At 74.3% G+C, this 21,765-nt stretch carries 13 protein-coding genes; 6 read left to right on the top strand and 7 right to left on the bottom strand.

The annotated features are described in order from the left end of the window. The first annotated feature begins 8 nt into the window (after positions 1–8). Positions 9–4,577, top strand: coding sequence for a cation-translocating P-type ATPase (locus Sdi02f_RS36540; protein ID WP_108933963.1), 4,569 nt, complete (start codon positions 9–11; stop codon positions 4,575–4,577). 452 nt (positions 4,578–5,029) lie between these two features. Here Sdi02f_RS36540 and Sdi02f_RS23285 read toward each other — a convergent pair whose 3' ends face one another. Continuing rightward, the gene (locus tag Sdi02f_RS23285; protein WP_030399827.1) at positions 5,030–6,475 is read right to left on the bottom strand and encodes an MFS transporter; all 1,446 of its coding nucleotides are present in this window, start codon (positions 6,473–6,475) and stop codon (positions 5,030–5,032) included. A 78-nt stretch (positions 6,476–6,553) separates the two neighbouring features. On the opposite strand from Sdi02f_RS23285, the gene dusB reads away from it, so the two are divergent. Further along, on the top strand, positions 6,554–7,720 hold the full coding sequence (dusB, locus tag Sdi02f_RS23280) for a tRNA dihydrouridine synthase DusB (RefSeq protein WP_030399826.1): 1,167 nt from the start codon (positions 6,554–6,556) through the stop codon (positions 7,718–7,720). Here the strand turns inward: dusB and Sdi02f_RS23275 are convergent, their stop codons facing one another. Next, complete coding sequence (locus Sdi02f_RS23275) at positions 7,721–9,499, bottom strand: alkaline phosphatase family protein (protein WP_108933962.1); 1,779 nt, start codon at positions 9,497–9,499, stop codon at positions 7,721–7,723. A 505-nt stretch (positions 9,500–10,004) separates the two neighbouring features. On the opposite strand from Sdi02f_RS23275, the gene ppdK reads away from it, so the two are divergent. Further along, entirely contained in the window at positions 10,005–12,734 is a 2,730-nt protein-coding gene (ppdK, locus tag Sdi02f_RS23270) for a pyruvate, phosphate dikinase (RefSeq protein WP_030399824.1), read from the top strand. A gap of 249 nt (positions 12,735–12,983) precedes the next feature. After that, positions 12,984–14,213, top strand: a complete 1,230-nt coding sequence (locus Sdi02f_RS23265) for an acyltransferase family protein (protein ID WP_030399823.1) — start codon at positions 12,984–12,986, stop codon at positions 14,211–14,213. Between the two features lie 46 nt (positions 14,214–14,259). On the opposite strand, the gene Sdi02f_RS23260 is transcribed toward Sdi02f_RS23265, so the two are convergent. Beyond that, positions 14,260–14,736, bottom strand: a complete 477-nt coding sequence (locus Sdi02f_RS23260) for an LAETG motif-containing sortase-dependent surface protein (RefSeq protein ID WP_108933961.1) — start codon at positions 14,734–14,736, stop codon at positions 14,260–14,262. A gap of 189 nt (positions 14,737–14,925) precedes the next feature. Here Sdi02f_RS23260 and Sdi02f_RS23255 point away from each other — a divergent pair, with 189 nt between their 5' ends. Further along, entirely contained in the window at positions 14,926–15,858 is a 933-nt protein-coding gene (locus Sdi02f_RS23255; protein WP_030399821.1) for an oxidoreductase, read from the top strand. A gap of 19 nt (positions 15,859–15,877) precedes the next feature. On the opposite strand, the gene nirD is transcribed toward Sdi02f_RS23255, so the two are convergent. Genes nirD through Sdi02f_RS23240 form a run of 3 tightly spaced genes read right to left on the bottom strand, consistent with a single transcriptional unit; the run spans position 15,878 to position 20,090 of the window. Further along, entirely contained in the window at positions 15,878–16,228 is a 351-nt protein-coding gene (gene nirD, locus Sdi02f_RS23250; RefSeq protein WP_030399820.1) for a nitrite reductase small subunit NirD, read from the bottom strand. Continuing rightward, a complete protein-coding gene (gene nirB / locus Sdi02f_RS23245) occupies positions 16,225–18,840 on the bottom strand; it encodes a nitrite reductase large subunit NirB (protein WP_108933960.1) in 2,616 nt (871 codons plus the stop codon). Before nirB ends, nirD begins: the two co-directional genes overlap by 4 nt. Next, positions 18,840–20,090 carry an NAD(P)/FAD-dependent oxidoreductase gene (locus Sdi02f_RS23240; RefSeq protein WP_108933959.1) on the bottom strand — a complete coding sequence of 417 codons (1,251 nt, stop codon included), beginning with the start codon at positions 20,088–20,090 and terminating at the stop codon, positions 18,840–18,842. The genes nirB and Sdi02f_RS23240 overlap by 1 nt, the downstream gene beginning before the upstream one ends. A gap of 167 nt (positions 20,091–20,257) precedes the next feature. On the opposite strand from Sdi02f_RS23240, the gene Sdi02f_RS23235 reads away from it, so the two are divergent. Continuing rightward, positions 20,258–21,040, top strand: a complete 783-nt coding sequence (locus Sdi02f_RS23235) for a sulfite exporter TauE/SafE family protein (RefSeq protein WP_030399817.1) — start codon at positions 20,258–20,260, stop codon at positions 21,038–21,040. Between the two features lie 45 nt (positions 21,041–21,085). Here Sdi02f_RS23235 and Sdi02f_RS23230 read toward each other — a convergent pair whose 3' ends face one another. Continuing rightward, complete coding sequence (locus Sdi02f_RS23230) at positions 21,086–21,718, bottom strand: class F sortase (protein WP_030399816.1); 633 nt, start codon at positions 21,716–21,718, stop codon at positions 21,086–21,088. Positions 21,719–21,765 lie beyond the last annotated feature (47 nt).

The raw sequence follows: 21,765 nt of genomic DNA, 5'->3' as shown, positions 1-21,765 counted from the left end.
GCGAAGCGATGGCCGGTGGGCTGCTGACGCGTTCCCAGGGCGCCGTCACGGGGTTCGTGCTGGCCGGACCCCGGTTGCTGGCGCGCACCACCGCGCCCGCCGTGGGCGCCGCGGCCGGGGCGGCGGCGGGCACCGCGCGGGCCGGTGTGCGCGGCGCCGACTTCGCCGCGCGGGCGGCACGGGTGGCCCGCGCGGCGCTGCCCGGCGGTTCGCGGGACTGGCGGGCCGGGCCGCGGGTGCACCTCGCGCTGCGCCCGGCCGCGACGGACGAGGTGCGCCGCGCGGGCGGCACGGAACGGGTGGGGCGGCGGGTGGCGGCTGCCCTGGCCGAACACCCGGACGTGCTGCTCGCCTACTGGGACACCGGCCTGGCCCGCCTGGTGGTGACCGCGACCGAGGACACGCTCACCGACCGCGTCGTGGACCGGGCCACCGAACTCGCCGAACACCACGGACTCACCCGGGCGGAGCAAGCCGCCGCGACCGGTCCGGACGCCCCGGACGACCTGGTGGACGAGACGGACCACCCCGGCGACCCGGCCCCGGTGCGGGTCGCGGCACTCGCGCTCGGCGCCGACGTGCTGGGTGTCGCCGCCGCCGTGACCGGCGCACGCCTGCGACTGCCCGCCTCGCCCCGCCTGGTCACCGCGGTCGCGACGCTGCTCCGCGAGAACCCGGCCTTCCGCGCCTGGCTGCGCGGGCGGCTCGGCGACCACCGCATGGACGTGGCGCTGGCCGCCGCCAACGCCGCCGTCCACGGCGCCGGGCAGAGCCCCACCTCGCTGGTGCTCGACGGGGCGCTGCGCGTCTGCCAGCTGACCGAGGCGGTGGCGCGGGGGGCCGCCTTCGAGGCCGTGCACGACCGGCTGTGCGTCCCCGGCCGGGTCAGCCTGCCCGCCGGGCCCGCCCTGCGCCCGCCGCCGCGCACCTCCCCGGCCCAGGAGTACGCCACCCACGCCTCGGCGGGCAGCGTGGCGGGAGCCGCCGCGACCCTGCTGGTCAAGCACGACGTGGCCGAGGCGGCGGAGGCGGTGCTCGCCGGGTCGCCCAAGGCCGCGCGCTACGGGCCCGCCGCCTTCCACGCCGTACTGAGCGCCGCGCTGTCCCGCACCGGTGTGCTGGTGCGCGACCCCGGGCGGCTGCGGCAACTGGAGATGGCCCGCACGGTCGTGCTGCACCCCAGTGCCCTGCGGGTGCCGGACGCGGGCGCGGACCCGTGGACCGAGGACGTGCTGGACGCGGCGCGGCGCGCGGGGCTGCGCGTCGTCATGGTCGAGGACCCCGCGCTGGCCGACTTCACCGGCCTCGCCGACCAGGTCGTCTCCGCCCGCCGCCCGCTCGCGGACGTCGTGGCGGAGCTGGGCGCCGAGGGCGGCGTCATCACCGTCGTACGGCCGTTGCCCGGTGACGACGCGTCGGTGCCGGACGGGCTGCTCGCGGGGGACGTGGCCGTGGCGCTGGCCGACGCGGACTGCCCGGTGGCGTGGGGTGCGGACGTGCTCGCGCCGCAGGGCCTCGCCGACGTGTGGCGGGTGCTGCGGGCGGTGCCGGCCGCGCGGGCGGTCGGGCGCCGGTCGCAGACGCTGGCCCGGTCCGGCGCCGCGCTGTCCGGGCTGCTGGTGGCGGTCGGGGAGGCGCGCGGCAGGCGCCGGGGCGGCGTGTCGTCGCTGCTGGGGATGCGGCACGCGCCGGTGGACGCGAGCGCGGCGGTGGCCCTGCTGTCGGGGTCCCGGGCCGCGCTGGGCGTGGCGATGGCCCGCGCCCCGCACCCCCGGCCCCGGGTGGCGTGGCACGCGCTGGATCCCGACGACGTACGGGAGCGGCTGGAGCGGGAACGCGAGCCGGAGCCGACCGTCGTGGAAGAGGCCGTCGCCCGGCTGCGGACGGCCGCCGGACGGGCGGGCCGGGTGCGCGTGCTGGCCCCGGCCCGCTGGTCGTGGCAGCTCGCCCGGGCCGTGCGCGGGGAACTGGACGACCCGCTCACCCCGGTCCTGGCGGTCGGCTCGGCCGCCTCCGCGATCCTCGGGTCGGTCGTCGACGCGATGCTCGTCGTCGGCGCCCTCGACCTGAACGCGCTGGTCGGCGGCTTCCAGCGGCTGCGCGCGGAGCGGGCGCTGTCCGGACTGCTGGCGGAGCAGAAGCAGAAGGCGCGCCTGACGGAGGACCTCGCGCCGGCGAACGGGCGCAACGGCCACGGTGCGCCCGGGGCGACGGGGGAGTACGCCGGAGCCGGAGGGACCGGCGGCGCGGACCGGCCGGCACCGGCCGCGGCAGGCCCGTCGCCGGACGGCGGGACCGCGGCGCCGGCCGGGGACGGCCCGCCGGAGGCCGCCGGGGAGGCTCCCGCGCGGGGCGAGCCGTGGATCGTGGACGCGGCCAAGCTGCACCCCGGCCACGTGATCGAGCTGAAGGCCGACGACGTCGTGCCCGCCGACGCGCGGCTGCTGTGGGAGGACGGCCTGGAGGTGGACGAGTCCGCGCTGACCGGTGAGTCGCTGCCGGTGGACAAGTGCGTGGACCCGGCACCCCGGGCCCCGGTCGCGGAACGGTACTGCATGGTCTTCGAGGGCACGACCGTGGTCGCCGGGCGGGCGAGGGCGGTCGTCGTCGACACCGGCGACCACACCGAGGCGGCGCGGGCGGTCGCGCTGGCGGCCCGTACGCCGTCGGCTGCCGGGGTGCAGGCGCGGCTCCAGGAACTGACCCGCAAGGCGCTGCCGCTCACCCTGGCGGGCGGGGCCGCGGTGACCGGTCTCTCGCTGCTGCGCGGGGCGCCGATCCGGCAGGCCGTCGCCGGAGGCGTGTCGGTGGCGGTGGCCGCCGTGCCCGAGGGGCTGCCGCTGGTGGCGACGGTGGCGCAGCTCGCGGCGGCCCGCCGGCTGAGCCGCCGGGGCGTCCTGGTGCGCACCCCGCGCACGCTGGAGGCGCTCGGCCGGATGGACACCGTCTGCTTCGACAAGACCGGCACCCTCACCGAGAACGCGCTGCGGCTCTCGCGTGTCGCGGGCCCCGACGGCACCGTCCGCCGGGCGGGCGACCCCGAGGCGGCCGACGCCGTACGGACGGCCGCGCGCGCCTGCCCCCGGCTGAACGGCGACGGCGGCGGCCGGCCCACCCACGCCACAGACGAGGCGGTGCTGGACGCGGCCGGGGACGACCCCGCGTGGACGCAGGAGGAGGGCCTGCCCTTCGAGACCTCCCGGGGCTACGCCGCCGCCGTCGGACGCGAGGGCGGGAGCGGCCCCGCGGTGCTGGTGGTCAAGGGCGCCCCGGAGACGGTGCTGCCCGCCTGCGCGGACCTGCCCCAGGACACCGCCGAGGTGGCGCAGCGCCTCGCCCGCGCCGGGCTGCGCATCATCGCGGTGGCGCGGCGCACCCTGGCGCAGGGCGAGGACGCCGCCGACGTCCTCGAACGGCAGCCCTCCGGGCTGGAGTTCACCGGACTGCTGGCGCTGGCCGACGTGGCCCGCGAGACCTCCCCGGCGCTGGTGCGCGGGCTGCGGGAGGCGGGCGTACGGCCCGTGGTGCTGACCGGCGACCATCCGCAGACCGCCCACGCCATCGCCGTCGACCTGGGCTGGCCCGAGGACGCGGTCGTGGTCACCGGGGACGAACTCGCCGCCGCCGACCGCACGGCCCGCTCCCGCATGCTGCGCGACGCGGACGTCGTGGCCCGGGTGGCGCCCGAGCAGAAGCTCCAGGTCGTCGAGTCGCTGCGGGACGCGGGGCGGGTCGTCGGCATGGTCGGCGACGGCGCCAACGACGCCGCCGCGATCCGGGCCGCCGACATCGGCGTCGGCATCAGCGCCCGCGGCTCGGCCGCCGCCCGCAACGCCGCCGACCTGGTGGTGACGGGCGACGACCTGCTGGTGCTGGTGGAGGCGGTCCGGGAGGGCCGGGCGCTGTGGCACAGCGTCGCCGACGCCATCGCCATCCTGATCGGCGGCAACGCGGGCGAGGTCGGCTTCGGCATCCTCGGCACGGTGCTGGGCGGCGCCGCGCCGCTGTCCACCCGTCAGATGCTGCTGGTCAACCTCTTCACCGACCTGTTCCCCGCGATGGCGGTCGCGGTGACCAAGACGGGGGACCCGGAGCAGGAGGCCGCCGACGCGGGCGCGCCGCTGGGCACGGCGGTGCTGGGCGAGCCCCTCATCCGGCAGATCCGGCACCGGGCGCTGACCACGGCACTCGGGGCGACCGCGGCCTGGCTGCTGGGCCGCTTCACGCCGGGCACGGAGCGGCGTTCGACGACCATGGCCCTGTGCGCCGTCGTCGGCACCCAGCTCGCCCAGACCCTCGCCGACCGCCGCGACAGCCGCCTGGTCCAGGTCACGTCCCTCGGCTCGGCCGCCGCCCTGGTCGCCCTCGTCCAGACCCCGGGCGCCAGCCGCCTCTTCGGCTGCACCCCGCTGGGCCCGGTCGCGTGGACGGGCGTGGCCGCGGCGATCGCCCTGGCCCTGGCGGGACAGCGGGCGCTGCCGGGGGTGGAGGACGCGATCGCGCGGTACTGGCCGAAGGTGGCGGAGCGGTTGCCGGTGGAGACGCCCGGTGCGGTGCCGCAGGGCGCGAGGGGATGAGGCGCGGGTCCGCCGTCGCCGGCCGGAAGACGTGTCCGTGCTTCCCCCGGACGGGATCCGGTCGCCGCTGAGCGCACACGACGACCCGGACCGCCGGGAACGGCCCCGGGACTCCGGCGCGGTGGCCTCCGCGCCGGAGCGGAGATTCGGGCCGTCCGGCAGCACCGGCCCGTGTCAGGACGCCGGCGCGCAAGGGAGGTGCTCGGTCGCGGACGGCGCGGGGCCCGCCGGGGGGACCGTGGGTCGAGCTGAGCGACTTCGGCCGATCCGTCACCGCGGGGGCGGCGGGCGCCGGCCGGACCGCGGCCCGCGCGGCGGAGCGGAGCGCGGAGTTCGTGGCGTGGAGACGCTCGCGGCGCTCGGCCTCGACGGCGCGGACGACGACGACGAGGAGGAGGACGACGTGCGGGCGGTCTGGGCCGGCCGGTACGTCGACTACGTCTGAGGCGCCGTCACGCCCCCGTCCGGGACGCCTCCCGTACCTCCGGCGCCTGGAGGCGCTCCGCCGTCCGCTGTGCCGTGCGGCGGGCCCAGCGGCCGCTCGTGACGGCGCCGAGGACGAGGACCGCGAGGCCGCAGGCGGTCAGGATCCACCAGCCGGGGCGGGCGGCGGAGACGAAGGCGGTGCGGTACGACGACGCGCCCACGCCCGCCGCCAGCACCGCGCCGACCACCGCCACGCCGAGCGCCTGGCCCAACTGGCGGCTGGTCGAGGCGACGGCGGCGGCGACCCCCGCCTGGGCGCGGGGCATGCCGGAGACCGCGGTGTTGGTGATGGGGGCGTTGACGAAGCCGAAGCCGATGCCGAACAGGAGGTAGCCGAGGAAGAGCGTGAGATCGGAGGTCTCCGCCTCGAAGGCGGCGAACAGCGCCCCGCTCACGGTCATCGCCCCGCCCGCGATCAGCAGCGGCACACGCGGCCCCCGGCTGCCGACCAGCCGCCCGGACACCGGGGCGCACAGGAAGGTCGGCACGGCCATCGGCAGCATCCACAGACCGGCCTCCAGGGCGCTCAGCCCGCGCACGTTCTGCAGGTACAGCGTGGACAGGAACAGGAAACCGCCCAGCGCGGCGAAGGCGCTGATGGCGATGGCGGTGGCCCCGCTGAACGGCGCCGACCGGAAGAAGCGCAGCTCGATGAGGGGGTCGGTGCGGCGGGGCTCGTGGACGAGCAGGCCGATCAGGGCCGCGAGGGCCAGGGCGGCGAAGGGCAGCACGCTCACGACCCCGGCGCCCGGCGCCTCGATGATCGCGTACGTCAGGGAACCGAACAGCACGATCACCATCGACTGGCCCAGCGGATCGGGACGGCGGGCCCGCGGCGCGCGGGACTCCGGGACGAAGCGGAGGGTGAGGAGGAAGGCGGCCAGGCCCACCGGCAGGTTGACCCAGAAGATCGAGCGCCAGCCGACCGACTCCACCAGCACGCCGCCCACCAGCGGACCGGCGGCCATGGATATGCCGACCACCGCGCCCCAGACACCGATCGCGCGGGCGCGCTCGCGCGGGTCGGTGAAGGTGTTGGTGATGATCGACATCGCGACCGGGTTGAGCATCGAACCGCCCACCGCCTGCACCATCCGGAAGACGACCAGCGAGGACAGCCCGGGGGCCAGCGAGCACAGCAGCGAGCCGAGGGTGAAGACCACGAGCCCGGTCATGAAGACCCGCTTGCGCCCGATGCGGTCGGCGGTGGAGCCCGCCAGCATCAGCAGCGCGGCCAGCACCAGCGTGTACGCGTCGACGGCCCACTGCAGCCCCGACGTGCTCGCGTGCAGGTCGCGCTGGACGGAGGGGAGGGCGACGTTGAGGATCGTGTTGTCGATACTCACGATCAGCAGGCTCATGCAGCAGATGGCGAGCACGAGCATGCGGCGGCGTCGGGTGAGCTCGGGCATGAACTCCATCGTACCGCTCGATAGTGCGGCTAACTAATTACCGATACATCATCTCTCCGCGTGCGTGACAATGGGGGAATGTCCACGCTCACCACGCCCGCCCCCGACACCACCGCCGCGCCGCTGCGGATCGGCCCCCACACCGTCGCCCCGCCCGTGGTCCTGGCGCCGATGGCCGGCATCACCAACGCGCCCTTCCGCACCCTGTGCCGGGAGTTCAGCGGGGGCAAGGGCCTGTTCGTGAGCGAGATGATCACCACCCGGGCGCTGGTCGAGCGCAACGAGAAGACCATGCAGCTCATTCACTTCGACGCGACCGAGACCCCGCGCTCCATCCAGCTCTACGGCGTCGACCCGGTGACCGTCGGCAAGGCCGTCCGCATGATCGCGGAGGAGGACCTCGCCGACCACATCGACCTGAACTTCGGCTGCCCGGTGCCCAAGGTGACCCGCAAGGGCGGCGGCTCCGCGCTGCCGTACAAGCGGAACCTGCTGCGCGCCATCGTCCGCGAGGCCGTCTCCGGCGCCGGCGGCCTGCCCGTCACCATGAAGATGCGCAAGGGCCTCGACGACGACCACCTCACCTACCTCGACGCCGGCCGCATCGCCGTCGAGGAGGGCGTCAGCGCCGTCGCCCTGCACGGCCGCACCACCGCCCAGCACTACGGCGGCACCGCCGACTGGGACGCCATCGCCCGCCTCAAGGAGCACGTCCCCGAGATCCCCGTCCTCGGCAACGGCGACATCTGGTCCGCCGAGGACGCGCTGCGCATGGTCCGCGAGACCGGCTGCGACGGCGTCGTCGTCGGACGCGGCTGCCTGGGGCGGCCGTGGCTCTTCGCCGACCTGGTCGCCGCCTTCGAGGGCCGCACCGACGCCTTCGTGCGGCCCACGCTGCGCGAGGTCGCCGACGTGATGGTGCGGCACGCCACGCTGCTCGGGGAGTGGATCGGCGACGAGGCGCGCGGGGTCGTCGACTTCCGCAAGCACGTCGCCTGGTACCTCAAGGGCTTCGCCGTCGGCTCCGAGATGCGCAAGCGGCTCGCGATCACCTCCTCCCTGGAGGCCCTGCGCGCCGGGCTGGACGAGCTGGACCTGGACCAGCCCTGGCCGGCCGGCGCCGACGGCCCCCGCGGCCGTACCTCCGGCAACAACCGGGTGGTCCTGCCCGACGGCTGGCTCAAGGACCCCTACGACTGCGCGGGCGTCGGCGAGGACGCGGAGCTGGACACCTCCGGCGGCTGATCAGTCCCCGGCCCCGGTGGGGTGCGGTGTCGAGCCGTACGCCGTCAGGAAGCGGTCGCGGAAGGAACTCATCCGCCACACCGGGGCGTCGTGGGCCGGCTTCAGCCCCTCCGTCCAGTGCCAGTCGTCGATCGCGTCGAGCACCTTCGGGTCCCGGGCGACGACCGACACCGGCACGTCCCGGCTCGCCCCGTCCCCGCTGACCCGGGCGATCGGCTGGTGGTCGCCGAGGAAGACGAGGACGGTGTCGTCGGTGCCGTAGCGCTCCAGCCACTGGGTGAGGCTCGTGACCGAGTACTGGATCGACCTGCCGTACTCCTCCTTCGAGCGGGCGGAGTCGGTGATCACGTCGGACGCCTTCACGCCCGACGCCTCGATGCCCTCGTACACCGACCCGTCGCCCACCTCGTCCCAGCCGACCATCCGCGGGACCGGCGCCCAGGGCTGGTGGCTGGAGGTGAGGACGACCTCCGCCATCAGCGGCCGGGCGCGCTTCCTGCCGTGCTCCAGGCGCTGGAACGCCTCCAGCGCGTACTGGTCCGGCATCGTCGACCAGCTGAACCTCGGGCCCCGGTAGCCCAGGCCGGAGGCGTCGTACACCGTGTCGAGGCCGTACCAGTCCGCCTCCGGCCAGGCCTTGCGCACTCCGGGCATGATGCCGACCGTGTCCCAGTCGCCGGTCTTGGCGAACGCCTTGGTGAGGGTGAGGTGGTCGCCCGCCGTGACGGTGCGGTAGCGCTGCTGGTTGTCCACCCACAGGCCGGACAGGAAGGTGGAGTGGCCCAGCCAACTGCTGCCGCCGTACGTCGCCGAGGTCAGCCAGCCGCTGCGGGCGTGGAAGCCCGCCTTCGCGAGCGCCTCGGTGCTCGCGTCCAGCGTCCGGCCGACACCCGGTGCCATCACCGGGTCCTCGATCGCGCTGCGGCCGTAGCTCTCGACGAAGGTGAAGACCACGTCCTTGCCGCGCAGGTCCGGCACGAGTTCGGGGCCGGGCGTGGCGCCGAAGCGGTCCGCCTCCGCCTCCCTGGCGAAGGCCGCCTCGTCCCGCAGCGTGTCCACGACCCGGTGGGCCTGCGCCTCGGCGGCCCGGGAGGCGTTGGTGGTGGCGACCGGCACGCCGAACGTCTGCACGCCCAGCGCCGCGCAGGTCATCCACACGGTGGCCGCCATCAGCGCGGCCCGGGCCGCCCGCTCCCGGTGCGCGGCGAGCAGCTCGCCGAGCCGGACCGCCGCCAGCGCCGTCAGCACCACCAGCAGCAGGGCCAGCGCCACCGCGCCCACGGCCGCCCAGGCCGCCGCCGCCCCGCCCACCGAGTCCGCCACGTACGACCGGGCGTCGTCGAGCAGGCCCCAGTCCAGGACCAGGTTGAAGCCGCGGCCCAGGTACTCGGTGAAGCCCATGTCGAGCAGGTTCAGCACGGTCAGCGCGCCCAGGGCGGCGCCGGCCAGCGCCGCCGCCGCCCGCCGCGGCCCCCGGGGCAGGCACAGCAGCAGCACCGCCGCGACGACCGCCTCCGCCGGGATCCGCGCGAAGCGGCTGGGCTCCAGGGCGGCGAGGGTGGGGGGCAGCAGGAGCGCCCCGAGGACGAGAATGGCCGAAAAGGCCGTCGTGACCCGGCGCACGACGAGGGCGGCCCGCGGGTGCCGGGTGCGCCGGACGCGCCCGTGGGCGAGGCGGCTCCGGAGGGCCTCCAGCCGGGCCGGGCCGGGGGTGCCAGGGGTGTCGGGGGCGTCGTCCGCGGTCCGCGGCGGCCGGCGAAAAGGCGTGATGACGGGCACCCGAAGGTCCTTCCGTACGAAACCCGGTGGGCGGCGGGCCCCGGCGAGGGGGCCGGGACCCGCCGCCCTCTCGTACGTCCGGCGGGAGCGGTCCGTTCACCGGTCCGTCCGCCCGCCCGTCCACCGGTCCGGATGGTGAAATCCGGCGGCTCGCAGGAGCGTGATTCTCGCCACCTCTGATAGGAGCCGCGCTCAGATGAGCGGATCACGGGCGGCTCCACTTCTCAAATAGTGGCACTGAGTGCCATGCGATGATCGTTCATCGACCGAACTCAGACGTGGAGAATGCCGCTCAAACGAGCGTCGAGTTCGGTGTGTGCGGGTCCATGCGTTCAAGAGGTGAAAACACGAGCGTTCGGTCGCTTGCCAAGCCTTGACTTTCGATCCGGTGGCGGACGAGTGGTTACGGGCGTACGACGCGCAAGTGGACGTACCAAGGCGCCTTTGATCTGGGTACATTCCTCGCCGTCAGGGCAGCCACCGCGTCCTCGAGGAGTCGAGACCCGTGTCGGAAAACAAAGATCCCCAGGTAGCGAACGCGCCGAAGTTCGTTTACGACTTCACCGAGGGCAACAAGGACCTCAAGGACCTCCTCGGCGGCAAGGGCGCCAACCTCGCCGAGATGACCAACCTGGGTCTCCCGGTCCCTCCCGGCTTCACCATCACCACCGAGGCCTGCAAGACCTACCTCGACAGCGGCGAGGAGCCGGCGGCACTGCGTGACGAGGTGAGTGCGCACCTCGACGCCCTCGAGGCCAGGATGGGCAAGAAGCTCGGCCAGCCCGACAACCCCCTCCTCGTGTCGGTGCGTTCCGGGGCCAAGTTCTCCATGCCGGGCATGATGGACACCGTCCTCAACATCGGCCTGTCCGACAAGTCGGTGCAGGGCCTGGCCCAGCAGGCCGGCGACGACCGGTTCGCGTGGGACTCCTACCGCCGGCTGATCCAGATGTTCGGCAAGACCGTCCTCGGCGTCGACGGCGACCTCTTCGAGGAGGCCCTGGAGGCGGCGAAGAGGGCCAAGAAGGTCGAGGTCGACACCGAGCTGGAGGCCGCCGACCTCAAGAAGCTCGTCACCAAGTTCAAGAAGATCGTCAAGACCGAGGCCGGCCGGGACTTCCCGCAGGACCCGCGCGAGCAGATGGACCTCGCCATCAAGGCGGTCTTCGAGTCCTGGAACGGCGAGCGCGCCAAGCTCTACCGCCGCCAGGAGCGCATCCCGCACGACCTCGGCACCGCCGTCAACGTCTGCTCGATGGTCTTCGGCAACCTCGGCCCCGACTCCGGCACCGGCGTCGCCTTCACCCGCGACCCCGCCTCCGGCCAGCAGGGCGTCTACGGCGACTACCTGCAGAACGCCCAGGGCGAGGACGTCGTCGCCGGGATCCGCAACACCGTCGCGCTGGCGGATCTGGAGCGGATCGACAAGAAGTCGTACGACCAGCTCATGCAGATCATGGAGACGCTGGAGAACCACTACCTGGACCTGTGCGACATCGAGTTCACCATCGAGCGCGGCCGGCTGTGGATGCTCCAGACCCGGGTCGGCAAGCGCACGGCGGGCGCGGCCTTCCGCATCGCCACCCAGCTCGTCGACCAGGGCCTGATCGACGAGGCCGAGGCCCTCCAGCGGGTCAACGGCGCCCAGCTCGCCCAGCTGATGTTCCCGCGCTTCGACGAGGACGCGAAGGTCGAGCAGGTCGGCCGGGGCATCGCCGCCTCGCCGGGCGCCGCGGTCGGCAAGGCGGTCTTCGACTCCTACACCGCCGTCAAGTGGTCCCGTTCCGGCGAGAAGGTCATCCTGATCCGCCGCGAGACCAACCCCGACGACCTGGACGGCATGATCGCCGCCGAGGGCATCCTGACCTCGCGCGGCGGCAAGACCTCCCACGCGGCCGTCGTCGCCCGGGGCATGGGCAAGACCTGTGTCTGCGGCGCCGAGGAGCTGGAGGTCGACACCAAGCGCCGCCGGATGACCGTGCCCGGCGGGCACGTCGTCGAGGAGGGCGACGTCGTCTCCATCGACGGCTCCTCCGGCAAGGTCTACCTGGGCGAGGTGCCGGTCGTGCCCTCCCCGGTCGTCGAGTACTTCGAGGGCCGCATGCACGCGGGCGCCGAGGACGCCGACGAACTGGTCGAGGCCGTGCACCGCATCATGGCCTTCGCCGACCGCAAGCGCCGGCTGCGGGTGCGCGCCAACGCCGACAACGCCGAGGACGCGCTGCGCGCCCGCCGGTTCGGCGCCCAGGGCATCGGCCTGTGCCGCACCGAGCACATGTTCCTCGGCGACCGGCGCGAACTGGTCGAGCGGCTGATCCTGGCCGACACCGAGGCCGAGCGCGAGGAGTCCCTGAAGGAGCTGCTGCCCCGGCAGAAGCAGGACTTCGTCGAGCTGTTCGAGGCGATGGACGGGCTGCCCGTCACCGTCCGCCTGCTCGACCCGCCGCTGCACGAGTTCCTGCCCGACATCACCGAGCTGTCGGTGCGCGTCGCGCTCGCCGAGTCCCGCCAGGAGCCGCACGAGAACGAGCTGCGCCTGCTCCAGGCCGTGCACCGCCTCCACGAGCAGAACCCGATGCTGGGCCTGCGCGGCGTCCGCCTCGGCCTGGTCATCCCCGGCCTGTTCACCATGCAGGTCCGCGCCATCGCCGAGGCCGCCGCCGAGCGCAAGGCCGCCAAGGGCGACCCGCGCGCCGAGATCATGATCCCGCTGGTGGGCACCGTCCAGGAGCTGGAGATCGTCCGCGAGGAGGCCGACCAGGTCATCGCCGAGGTCGAGGCCGCCACCGGTGCGAAGCTCAAGCTGTCGATCGGCACGATGATCGAGCTGCCGCGCGCCGCGCTGACCGCCGGTCAGATCGCCGAGGCCGCGGAGTTCTTCTCCTTCGGCACCAACGACCTGACCCAGACCGTGTGGGGCTTCAGCCGCGACGACGTCGAGGCCAGCTTCTTCACGGCCTACCTGGAGAAGGGCATCTTCGGCGTCTCCCCGTTCGAGACCATCGACCAGGACGGCGTCGGCTCCCTGGTCGCCGCCGCCGCGAAGGCCGGCCGGGCCACGCGCCCCGACCTGAAGCTCGGCGTCTGCGGCGAGCACGGCGGCGACCCGGAGTCGGTCCACTTCTTCCACGAGGTGGGTTTGGACTACGTCTCCTGCTCGCCGTTCCGGATCCCGGTGGCCCGCCTGGAGGCGGGACGCGCGGCGTCGCGGTCGAAGGGCAGCGACCACCGGTAGGCCCCGCGGGGGCACCGAGCCCCGGAGCCGCCGTCTGTCACCCGACCACCCTCACCGATCGGCGGCGGCTCCGGACCACGAGAAGAGGCGGCACCCGTGCGGGGGTGCCGCCTTTCGCGTGCCGTCCGGCCGTATTTTTGTGACGCGTTCAACGGTGTGAATTCCCGCGTGCTGAGCAGCAGCAAGCTGTCAGCGAAGTTGGAGGGCCTTGGCGGCGGACCGCGGCCGACACCCCGGAACGGTGGTTGGATGACGCAGACGGAGCGCAGGGAGCAGGCCGGCACGGCCGACCGGGACGCGCGCGAGGACAGACCCGCCGACGCGGTGCCCGGTCCCCGCACCGGAGCGCGGGAGCGGGTTCCCGGGGCCGGGCCCCCCGTCCGCAGGAACCGGCTGGCGGCCCTGGACGGACTGCGCTTCCTCGCGGCCCTGTCGGTGGTCTTCTTCCACTTCGTCGGCCAGGTGCCCTCCACCATGGAGACGATCTGGGACCGCCCCGTCGACACCGTCTTCCCCGAGGCCCACGGCTACTTCGCCTTCGGCCGGCTCGGCGTCGAACTCTTCTTCCTGATCAGCGGGTTCGTCATCTGCATGAGCGCGTGGGGCCGCACCCCGCGCGACTTCTTCATCTCCCGCGTCACCAGGCTGTACCCCATGTACTGGGCGGCCATCGCGATCACGGCCTGCGTGATCTATTTCGCCGACAACCCGTTCGGGCACCCGGACCCGCGCGTGCTGTTCGCCAATCTGACGATGCTCCAGACCCCGCTCGGCGTGGAGCACCTCGACTCCGTCTACTGGACGCTCTGGCCCGAACTGTGCTTCTACCTGACCTTCGCGGTCGTGGTGTGGAAGGGCCTGACCTACCAGCGCGTGGTGATCTACTGCGGGCTGTGGACCGTCGCCGCCGTGCTGGCGCCCGGCGCCGACATCCGGCTGCTGACGCTGCTGGTGAACCCGCCGTCCGCCCCGTACTTCATCGCGGGCATGGCCTTCTACCTCATGTACCGCTACCGGCCCACACCACTGCTGTGGGGCATCGTCGCCATGTCGTGGCTGGTGGCGCTGCACTACCTGCTGACGCCCGACGGGGGCCGCCTCAACTGGGACTCCTGGCAGCCCGGGCGCGGCTGGCTGGTGCTCGTCGTCACGGTGTTCTTCCTGCTGATCGCCGCCGTCGCCCTCGGCTGGACCAGCCGCATCCGCTGGCGCGGGCTGACCGTCGCGGGGACCCTGACGTTCCCGCTGTACCTGCTGCACGACGCCATCGGCGTCAACGTCCTGCACCGCTTCGGCGACCGGGCCGACCCGTGGGTCGTGGTCTGCGCCACCGTCGCCGGGCTGGTCGCGCTGTCGTACGTCGTGCAGCGGTTCGTCGAGCGCCCGGTGGCCCGGGCCGCACGGCGCTGGCTGAGCAGCGCCGCCTTCAGCCTCAAGGCGCCGGAGCCCCGTCTCAAGGCTCCGGAGCCCCGCCGCTGAACGGCCGGGGCTCCGGGGAGTCGTGAGGCGCGGCCGGGCCGGGGAGTCAGGCCGCCCCGCCGTCGCCGCGGCGCCGGCGCGCGGCCAGCATCAGCCCGCCGCCCGCGAGCACGACGACCGCGCCGCCCGCCGCGATGTACGGCGTGTTGTCGTCGCCGCCGGTCTCGGCCAGGTCGGTGCCCTGCTGCCCGGCGGCCTCCGTGCCGCCGCTCTCCTCGCCGCCGCTCTTCCCGGCCCCGGAGTCCTTTCCGCTCCCGGCGCCCGTCGCGTCGTCGGTGTCCCGGTCGCCCACGGGCACGAAGCCGGCCGGCGGCTTGTCGCAGCCGACGCCGTCCTTGTCGCGGTCCAGGTGCGCGCCGTAGTGCTCGTCGCCCTCCGGGATGTTGGAGTACCCGGCGTCGTACGCCTCGGTGCAGTTCTTGAACGGGTGCGTGCCGTCGTGCGCCTGCGCGGCGGCGGCCGGCAGGGCGGCCAGGGCCAGCGCGGCGACGGTCGCGGCGGCGGCCTTGCGGAGCAGCTTCATCGAGAGTCCCGGAAGTGGTGTCGGTGGTGCGTGAGCGGATGTGAAGTGACGAAGCTATTGAGGTGCGCGAGATGTGGTGGAGATATGAAGGACTCGTGATGAGAACGTGACGTGACCGGACGGTAGCTCTCCGCGCAGGGCCGTGGGGCGCGTACGGTGAGACGGGACCCGACCAGCAAAGGAGCGCCGATGACCGGCTGGAACACGGGTGACATCCCCGACCTGGACGGTCGCGTCGCCGTCGTCACCGGAGCCAACGGCGGCCTCGGCTACGTCATCGCCCGGGAACTGGCGCGCAAGGGCGCGACCGTCGTCCTCGCCTGCCGCAGCCGGACCCGGGGGAGCGCGGCCGTGGAGCGCCTCCTCGGCGAGGTGCCCGCCGCCTGTGTGGAACCGGCACGGCTGGACCTCGGCGACCTGGGCTCGGTGCGGGAGTTCGCCTACGCGCTGCCGTACGAGCGGCTCGACCTGCTCGTCAACAACGCCGGGGTGATGGCGCTGCCGCACGGCACGACGGCGGACGGCTTCGAGACCCAGTTCGGCGTCAACCACCTGGGCCACTTCGCCCTCACCGGGCTGCTGCTGCCCTCCCTGCTCGCCGCGCCCGGCGCGCGGATCGTGACCGTCTCCAGCGTCCTGCACGCACTGGCCAACGTCGATCCGCGCGACCTCAACAGCGTGCGGCGCTACGGCCGCTGGACCGCCTACGCCCGCTCCAAGTCCGCCAACCTGCTCTTCACCCACGAGCTGGCGCGCAGGCTCGCGGCCCGGGAGGGCGCCTCGGACGTCCGCGCGGTCGCCGCCCACCCCGGGTACGCGCGGACGGGACTGTCGACCGCGGGGCCCCGCGCCGAGGGGCGCCGGGTCGCCGAGCGGCTGGCACGGCTCGGCAACCGGGTCGCCGCCCAGTCCCCGGAGGCCGGCGCGTTGCCCGTCCTGTACGCGGCGACCGCGCCCGGCGTGCCCTCCGACTCCTTCACCGGCCCGTCCTTCGCCCTGTGGCGCGGATCGCCCGCACCGTCCTGGCGGGCGTCCTGGACCACCGACGACGCGATGGGCGAGCGGCTGTGGGCCGCATCGGAGCGGCTGACGGGCGTCGTCTACGAGCCGCTGCTGCCCTGAGCCCGGTGCGGGGGACGGATCAGGCGGCCTTCACCTCGTACGTCTCCACCCGTATCGCCCCGTCGTCCAGGCACTCCCCGGTCGTGAGGTCGAAGCGCTGCTTGAGCAGCGGGGAGGCGACGAACGGGCGGCCCCGGTGGCTGCCGGTCAGGCCGCGGGAGAGGACGGCGGCGCCGGTGAACGGGTCCCGGTTGTCGATGGCGTACAGGCCGCCGTCCCGGTCGCGGAAGAGGGCCACCTGGCCGCCGTCCGGGAGCAGGGCCGCCACGCCCCGGCCGGGGAGCAGGGCGCTCAGCTCGCAGGCGGTGAACCAGTCGTCGCTCAGCCGGAGCCGGACCTTGAGGCCGGTCGTCTCGGGTGCCAGGGTCATCGCCGGGTGCTTCCTTCCAGGAGGTCGTCTTGCGAGGGGCGCCGCAGGCCGATGTCCAGCAGCGGCAGGTCGGGCTTCATCTGGTCGCGCTCGGGCACGAAGCCGACGACCGGGTCGGGCATGCCGGGCGCGTTCACGAAGGAGACGAATCGGGCCAGCTTCTCGGGGTCGTTGACGGTCTCGGCCCACTCGTCGCGGTAGTGCGAGACGTGGGCCCGCATCAGCGACTCCAGCTCGTCGCAGATGCCGAGCGAGTCGTGCACCACCACGTCCCGTACGTGGTCCAGGCCGCCGGGGATCCGCTCCAGCCAGGTGGAGGTGCGCTCCAGCTTGTCGGCGGTGCGGATGTAGAACATCAGGAACCGGTCGATCAGGCGGACCAGTTCGGCGTCGGACAGGTCCTGGGCGAGCAGGTCCGCGTGGCGCGGGGTGGCGCCGCCGTTTCCGCCGACGTACAGGTTCCAGCCGTTGGACGTGGCGATCACGCCGAAGTCCTTGGACCGGGCCTCGGCGCACTCGCGGGCGCACCCCGAGACCGCCGACTTCAGCTTGTGCGGGGAGCGCAGGCCCCGGTAGCGCAGCTCCAGGTCGATGGCCATGCGCACCGAGTCCTGGACGCCGTAGCGGCACCAGGTCTGCCCCACGCAGGACTTCACCGTGCGCAGCGACTTGCCGTACGCGTGTCCCGACTCGAAGCCGGCGTCCACCAGCCGCGCCCAGATCAGCGGCAGCTGCTCGACGCGGGCGCCGAACATGTCGATGCGCTGACCGCCGGTGATCTTGGTGTAGAGCCCGAAGTCCCGGGCGATCTCGCCGATGACGATGAGCTTCTCCGGCGCGATCTCACCGCCGGGGATGCGCGGGACGACGGAGTACGAGCCGTTGCGCTGGAGGTTGGCGAGGAAGTGGTCGTTGGTGTCCTGGAGGGCGGCCTGCTCGCCGTCCAGGACGTAGCCGCTCGCGCCGATCGCCGGGGCGAGGGAGGCGATGATCGAGCCGACCGCGGGCTTGCACACCTCGCAGCCCTCACCGCCCCGCGCACCGTCCCGGCCGTGCCGGTCGAGCAGGTCGCGGTAGGAGGTGATCCGCAGGGCGAGGACGATCTCGTACAGCTCCTCGCGGGTCTGCGCGAAGCAGCCGCACAGGCCCTGGTCGACCTCGACGCCGCTCGCCTCCAGCTCCGCGGTGACGAGCCGGCCGAGCACCTTCACGCAGGAGCCGCAGCCGGTGCCGGCCCGGGTGCACTTCTTCACCTCGGGCACGGTCGTGCAGGAGTGCTCCGTCACCGCGCCGCGGATCGTGCCCTTGGTGACGTTGTGGCAGGAGCAGATCACCGCGTCGTCCGGGAGGGCCGACGGCCCGAGCTGTGTCGGGGCCCCCGCACCGGCGGGCAGCACCAGGGACTCGGGGGAGACGGGCGGGACGGAGCCGGTGAAGGCGCGCAGGGTGCCGTACGCCTCCGCGTCGCCGACCAGGATGCCGCCGAGCAGCGTGCCGTCGCGGCCGACGACCAGCTTCTTGTACAGGCCCGCGCGGGAGTCGGAGTAGACGACGTCCAGACAGCCGTCGGCGGTGCCGTGCGCGTCGCCGAAGGACGCCACGTCCACGCCGAGCAGCTTCAGCTTGGTGGACAGGTCGGCACCGGTGAAGGAGGCGTCCTCGGCGGCGATGGCGGCGGCGGCCGTCTCGGCCTGCTCGTACCCGGGCGCCACCAGTCCGTAGACCCGGCCGTCGGCGGCCAGCGCGCACTCGCCGATCGCGAACACGTGCGGGTCGGTGAGCGTGCGGCACCGCTCGTCGACGGCGACGCCGCCGCGCTCGCCGACCGCGAGGCCGCAGTCCCGGGCCAGTTGGTCGCGGGGGCGGACCCCGGCGCTGAACACCACGAGATCGGTGGCGAGTTCGGAGCCGTCGGACAGCTTCATGCCGGTGACGGCACCGTCCTCGCCGGTCACGATCTCCTGGGTGCCGACGCCCGTGCGGACGGACAGCCCCTTCTCCTCGACGGTGCGCAGCAGCGCCGCGCCGCCGCCCTCGTCGACCTGCACCGGCATCAGGCGCGGCGCGAACTCCACGATGTGCGAGGCGAGTCCGAGCCCCTTGAGCGCGCCGGCCGCCTCCAGGCCGAGCAGGCCGCCGCCGACCACGGCACCGGTCCGCGCCCGGGTCCTCGCGTACGCCTCGATGGCGAGGAGGTCCTCGATCGTGCGGTAGACGAAGCAGCCCTCGGCGTCCCTGCCCGGCACCGGCGGGACGAACGGGTAGGAGCCGGTGGCGAGGACCAGCACGTCGTAGCCGACGACCAGACCGGAGCGGGCGGTCACCTTCCGCGCGTCCCGGTCGACGGCCACCGCCGGGTCCCCCACGTGCAGCTCGACGCCGTGCTCGGCGAGGAGGGCGAGGTCGGTCAGCGACAGGTCCTCGGGGGTCTTCCCGGAGAAGTACGAGGTGAGCTGGACGCGGTCGTAGGCGGGGCGCGGCTCCTCGCACAGGACGACCACGCGGTGCGTGCGGGTCAGGCCGCGCTCGGCGAGGGCCTCCAGGAAGCGCTGGCCGACCATGCCGTGGCCGACAAGCACGATCGTCGGGGGGTTTCCCGGGGTGGCGGTCATCAGGAGCCTCCGTCATGGGTGAGCAGGTGGAGCAGGGGGCCGCCGTCGGAGGAGAGCGGCTCTGCTCCCTCCCAGGCGCGCGCCAGCGCGCCGACGGTGCCGAGTTCGCCGACCAGGACCCCGCCGACCAGCCGGTCGTCGCGGACGACGACCTTGCGGTAGGTGCCCCGGGTGGCGTCGGCGAGCTGCACGACGTCGTCGCCGGGGCGGGGGTCGGTCTCGCCGAACGCGGCGAGGTCGAAGGGGCCGCGGGGGCCGCCGGCCCCGGTGAGGGTGAGCCGGGTCAGCGCGCGGGTGCCGGTGTAGGCGCGGGGAGCGGGCGCGGACTGCGCCCCGCCCTCGTCCCGCGCGAGCAGCCCGGCCAGCACACCCGCCTGTTCGAGGGCAGGTGCCGCCAGCCCGTACACGCGTCCGGCGTGCTCGGCGCAGTCGCCGACGGCACGGACGTGCGGGTCGCAGGTGCGCAGCTCGTCGTCGACGAGGACGCCTCTGCCGACCGCCAGACCGGCGTCCCGCGCCAGCCCGGTCCGGGGCCGGACCCCGCAGGCGAGGACGACGAGGTCGGCGCCGAGGGCGTAGCCGTCGGCCAGCTCCACGGAGCGCACCGCGCCGCCGGCGCAGCGCACGTCCCGGACCCGGCACTCGGTGTGCACCTCGACGCCCAGGCCCTCCAGGTGCCGGCGCACGAGCGCGGAGGCCGCCGGGTCGAGGTGGCGTTCCATGAGCCGCTCGGACTGCTGGGCGAGGACGACCCGGGCGCCGCGCACGGCCAGCGCGCGGGCGGCGGACACCCCGAGCAGCCCGCCCCCGACGACGACGGCCCGCGTCCCGGGCCGTACCGCCTTCGACAACCCGAGACAGTCGTCCATGGTCCGGAACGCGTGCACGCCCTCGGGCAGCTCGTGGTCCGGGGTGAACAGGCCGCGCAGGGGCGGCAGCACCGGGTTGGAGCCGGTGGCCAGGACCAGCGTGTCGTAGGCGATCACGGAGCCGTCGGCGCACCGCACCGTCCGGCCGGCCCGGTCGATGCCGGTGACCCGGCCGCGCAGCAGCCCGGCGGGCGCCGGCAGGGCGATCACCTCGGGGCCGTACCGTCCGGCCAGCACCTCGGCGAGCAGCACCCGGTTGTACGGGCGGTGCTCCTCGTCGCCGACGACCAGCGCGGGCGTGCCCAGCTCACCGAGCCGCCGGGCGAGCGTCACGCCCGCCAGTCCGGCACCGATCACCACCACACGCGTCTTCGAGGTCATGGCACCGAGCGTGCGGCGCGGGTGTTACCCGGCCGGATCCCCGCTGTTTCCCACCGGGAACGGTGCCCTCAGTGGCTGGGTCCGGTCCGTGTGAGGGGGCGGCGGGAAGCTCAGAAGTCCCTCATCCCGATGGACGGCACATCCATCTCGTCCATAAGGTCGCGATCATGCCCGACATATCGCTGACCACGGTCGTCCTGCTCTGCCTCGCGGCGCTGGCGGCCGGCTGGATCGACGCCGTGGTCGGCGGCGGCGGCCTCCTGCTGCTGCCCGCCCTGCTGCTCGGCCTGCCCGCCGGCACCCCGGCCGCGCACGCGCTCGGCACCAACAAGGCGGTCGCCATCGTCGGCACCACGGGCGCGGCGGTGACGTACGCCCGCAAGGCGCCGGTGGACGTGCGCACCGCCGTGCGCATCGGCCTGGCGGCGCTCGCCGGGTCGTCGGGCGGTGCCTTCTTCGCGGCCGGGATGAGCACCGAGGTCCTGAAGCCGGTGATCATGGTGGTGCTGCTCGCGGTCGCCGCCTTCGTCATCCTGCGCCCCGCCTTCGGCACCGCGCCCGCCGCCGGCCCGGCCACCCGCCGCCAGATCCTCACCGCGATCGCCCTCGCGGGCGTGGGCATCGGCTTCTACGACGGCCTCATCGGTCCCGGCACGGGAACCTTCCTGGTCCTGGCCCTCACCGCCCTGCTCCACCTCGACCTGGTGACCGCGTCGGCCACCGCCAAGATCGTCAACTGCTGCACCAACGCGGGCGCGCTGGCCACGTTCGCCTGGCAGGGGGCGGTGCTGTGGCAGCTGGCCGCCCTGATGGCCGTCTTCAACCTGGCCGGCGGCATGTTCGGCGCCCACACGGCGCTGAAGAAGGGCAGCGGCTTCGTCCGCGTCGTCCTGCTGACGGTGGTGTTCGCACTGGTGGCGAACCTGGCGTACGAGCAGTGGGTGGCGTAGTCCCCGCTGCGGCCGAGCGGCGCCCCGGCGTCCCGCTCCCCGTTCTCACCGGCTTCCGGTGAGGTGGGCGAAGACGACCACGTTCCCCTGGTATCCGGTACTGCGCGAGTAGGCGCCGCCGCAGGTGATGACGCGCAGTTCGGGGCGGTCGGCGGCGCCGTAGACCTTCTCGTCGGGGAAGGCGTCGGCGGCGTAGACCTCCACCGCGTCCACCGTGAAGACGGCGAGGCCGCCGTCGCGCCGGTCGACCTCGATCGTGGAGCCCTTCTTCAGGGCGCCGAGGCGGTAGAAGACCGCGGGGCCCCGAGCGTTGTCGACGTGCCCGGCGACGACGGCGGTGCCCCGCTCACCGGGGGTGGTGCCGGCCTCGTACCAGCCGGCGAGGTTCTTCTTCTCGGCGGGCGGCACATCCAGGCTGCCGGTGTCCGTCAGGCCCAGGCCCGTCAGCGGGGCGTCCACGCCGATCGCCGGGATGCGGACGCGGTCCGGCGGGGAGGGCGGCAGCGCCGGTGCGGCGGCGCCCCGGCCGGCGTGGCCCGTCTGCCCCGCGCCGCCGGACTGCGCGGCCGACGGCTGGGGCGGGGCGTCGGTGCGGGCGCCGCCGAGCAGCAGCCACGCCCCCGCGCACAGGGCGACCGCGGTGACGGCCGCTATCGCGCTGTCCTTGACCCTGCGCATGACGTCCCCTCTCCCTCGTGTCCCTGGGGTTTCCCCGCCCCCCTCCG

It is taken from the genome of Streptomyces ardesiacus, from assembly GCF_003112575.1.
In the GTDB taxonomy this organism is placed as follows: Bacteria; Actinomycetota; Actinomycetes; order Streptomycetales; family Streptomycetaceae; genus Streptomyces; species Streptomyces ardesiacus.
The sequence above is the reverse complement of the archived record's forward strand: the minus strand, read 5'-3'. Positions and strand labels throughout refer to the sequence as shown.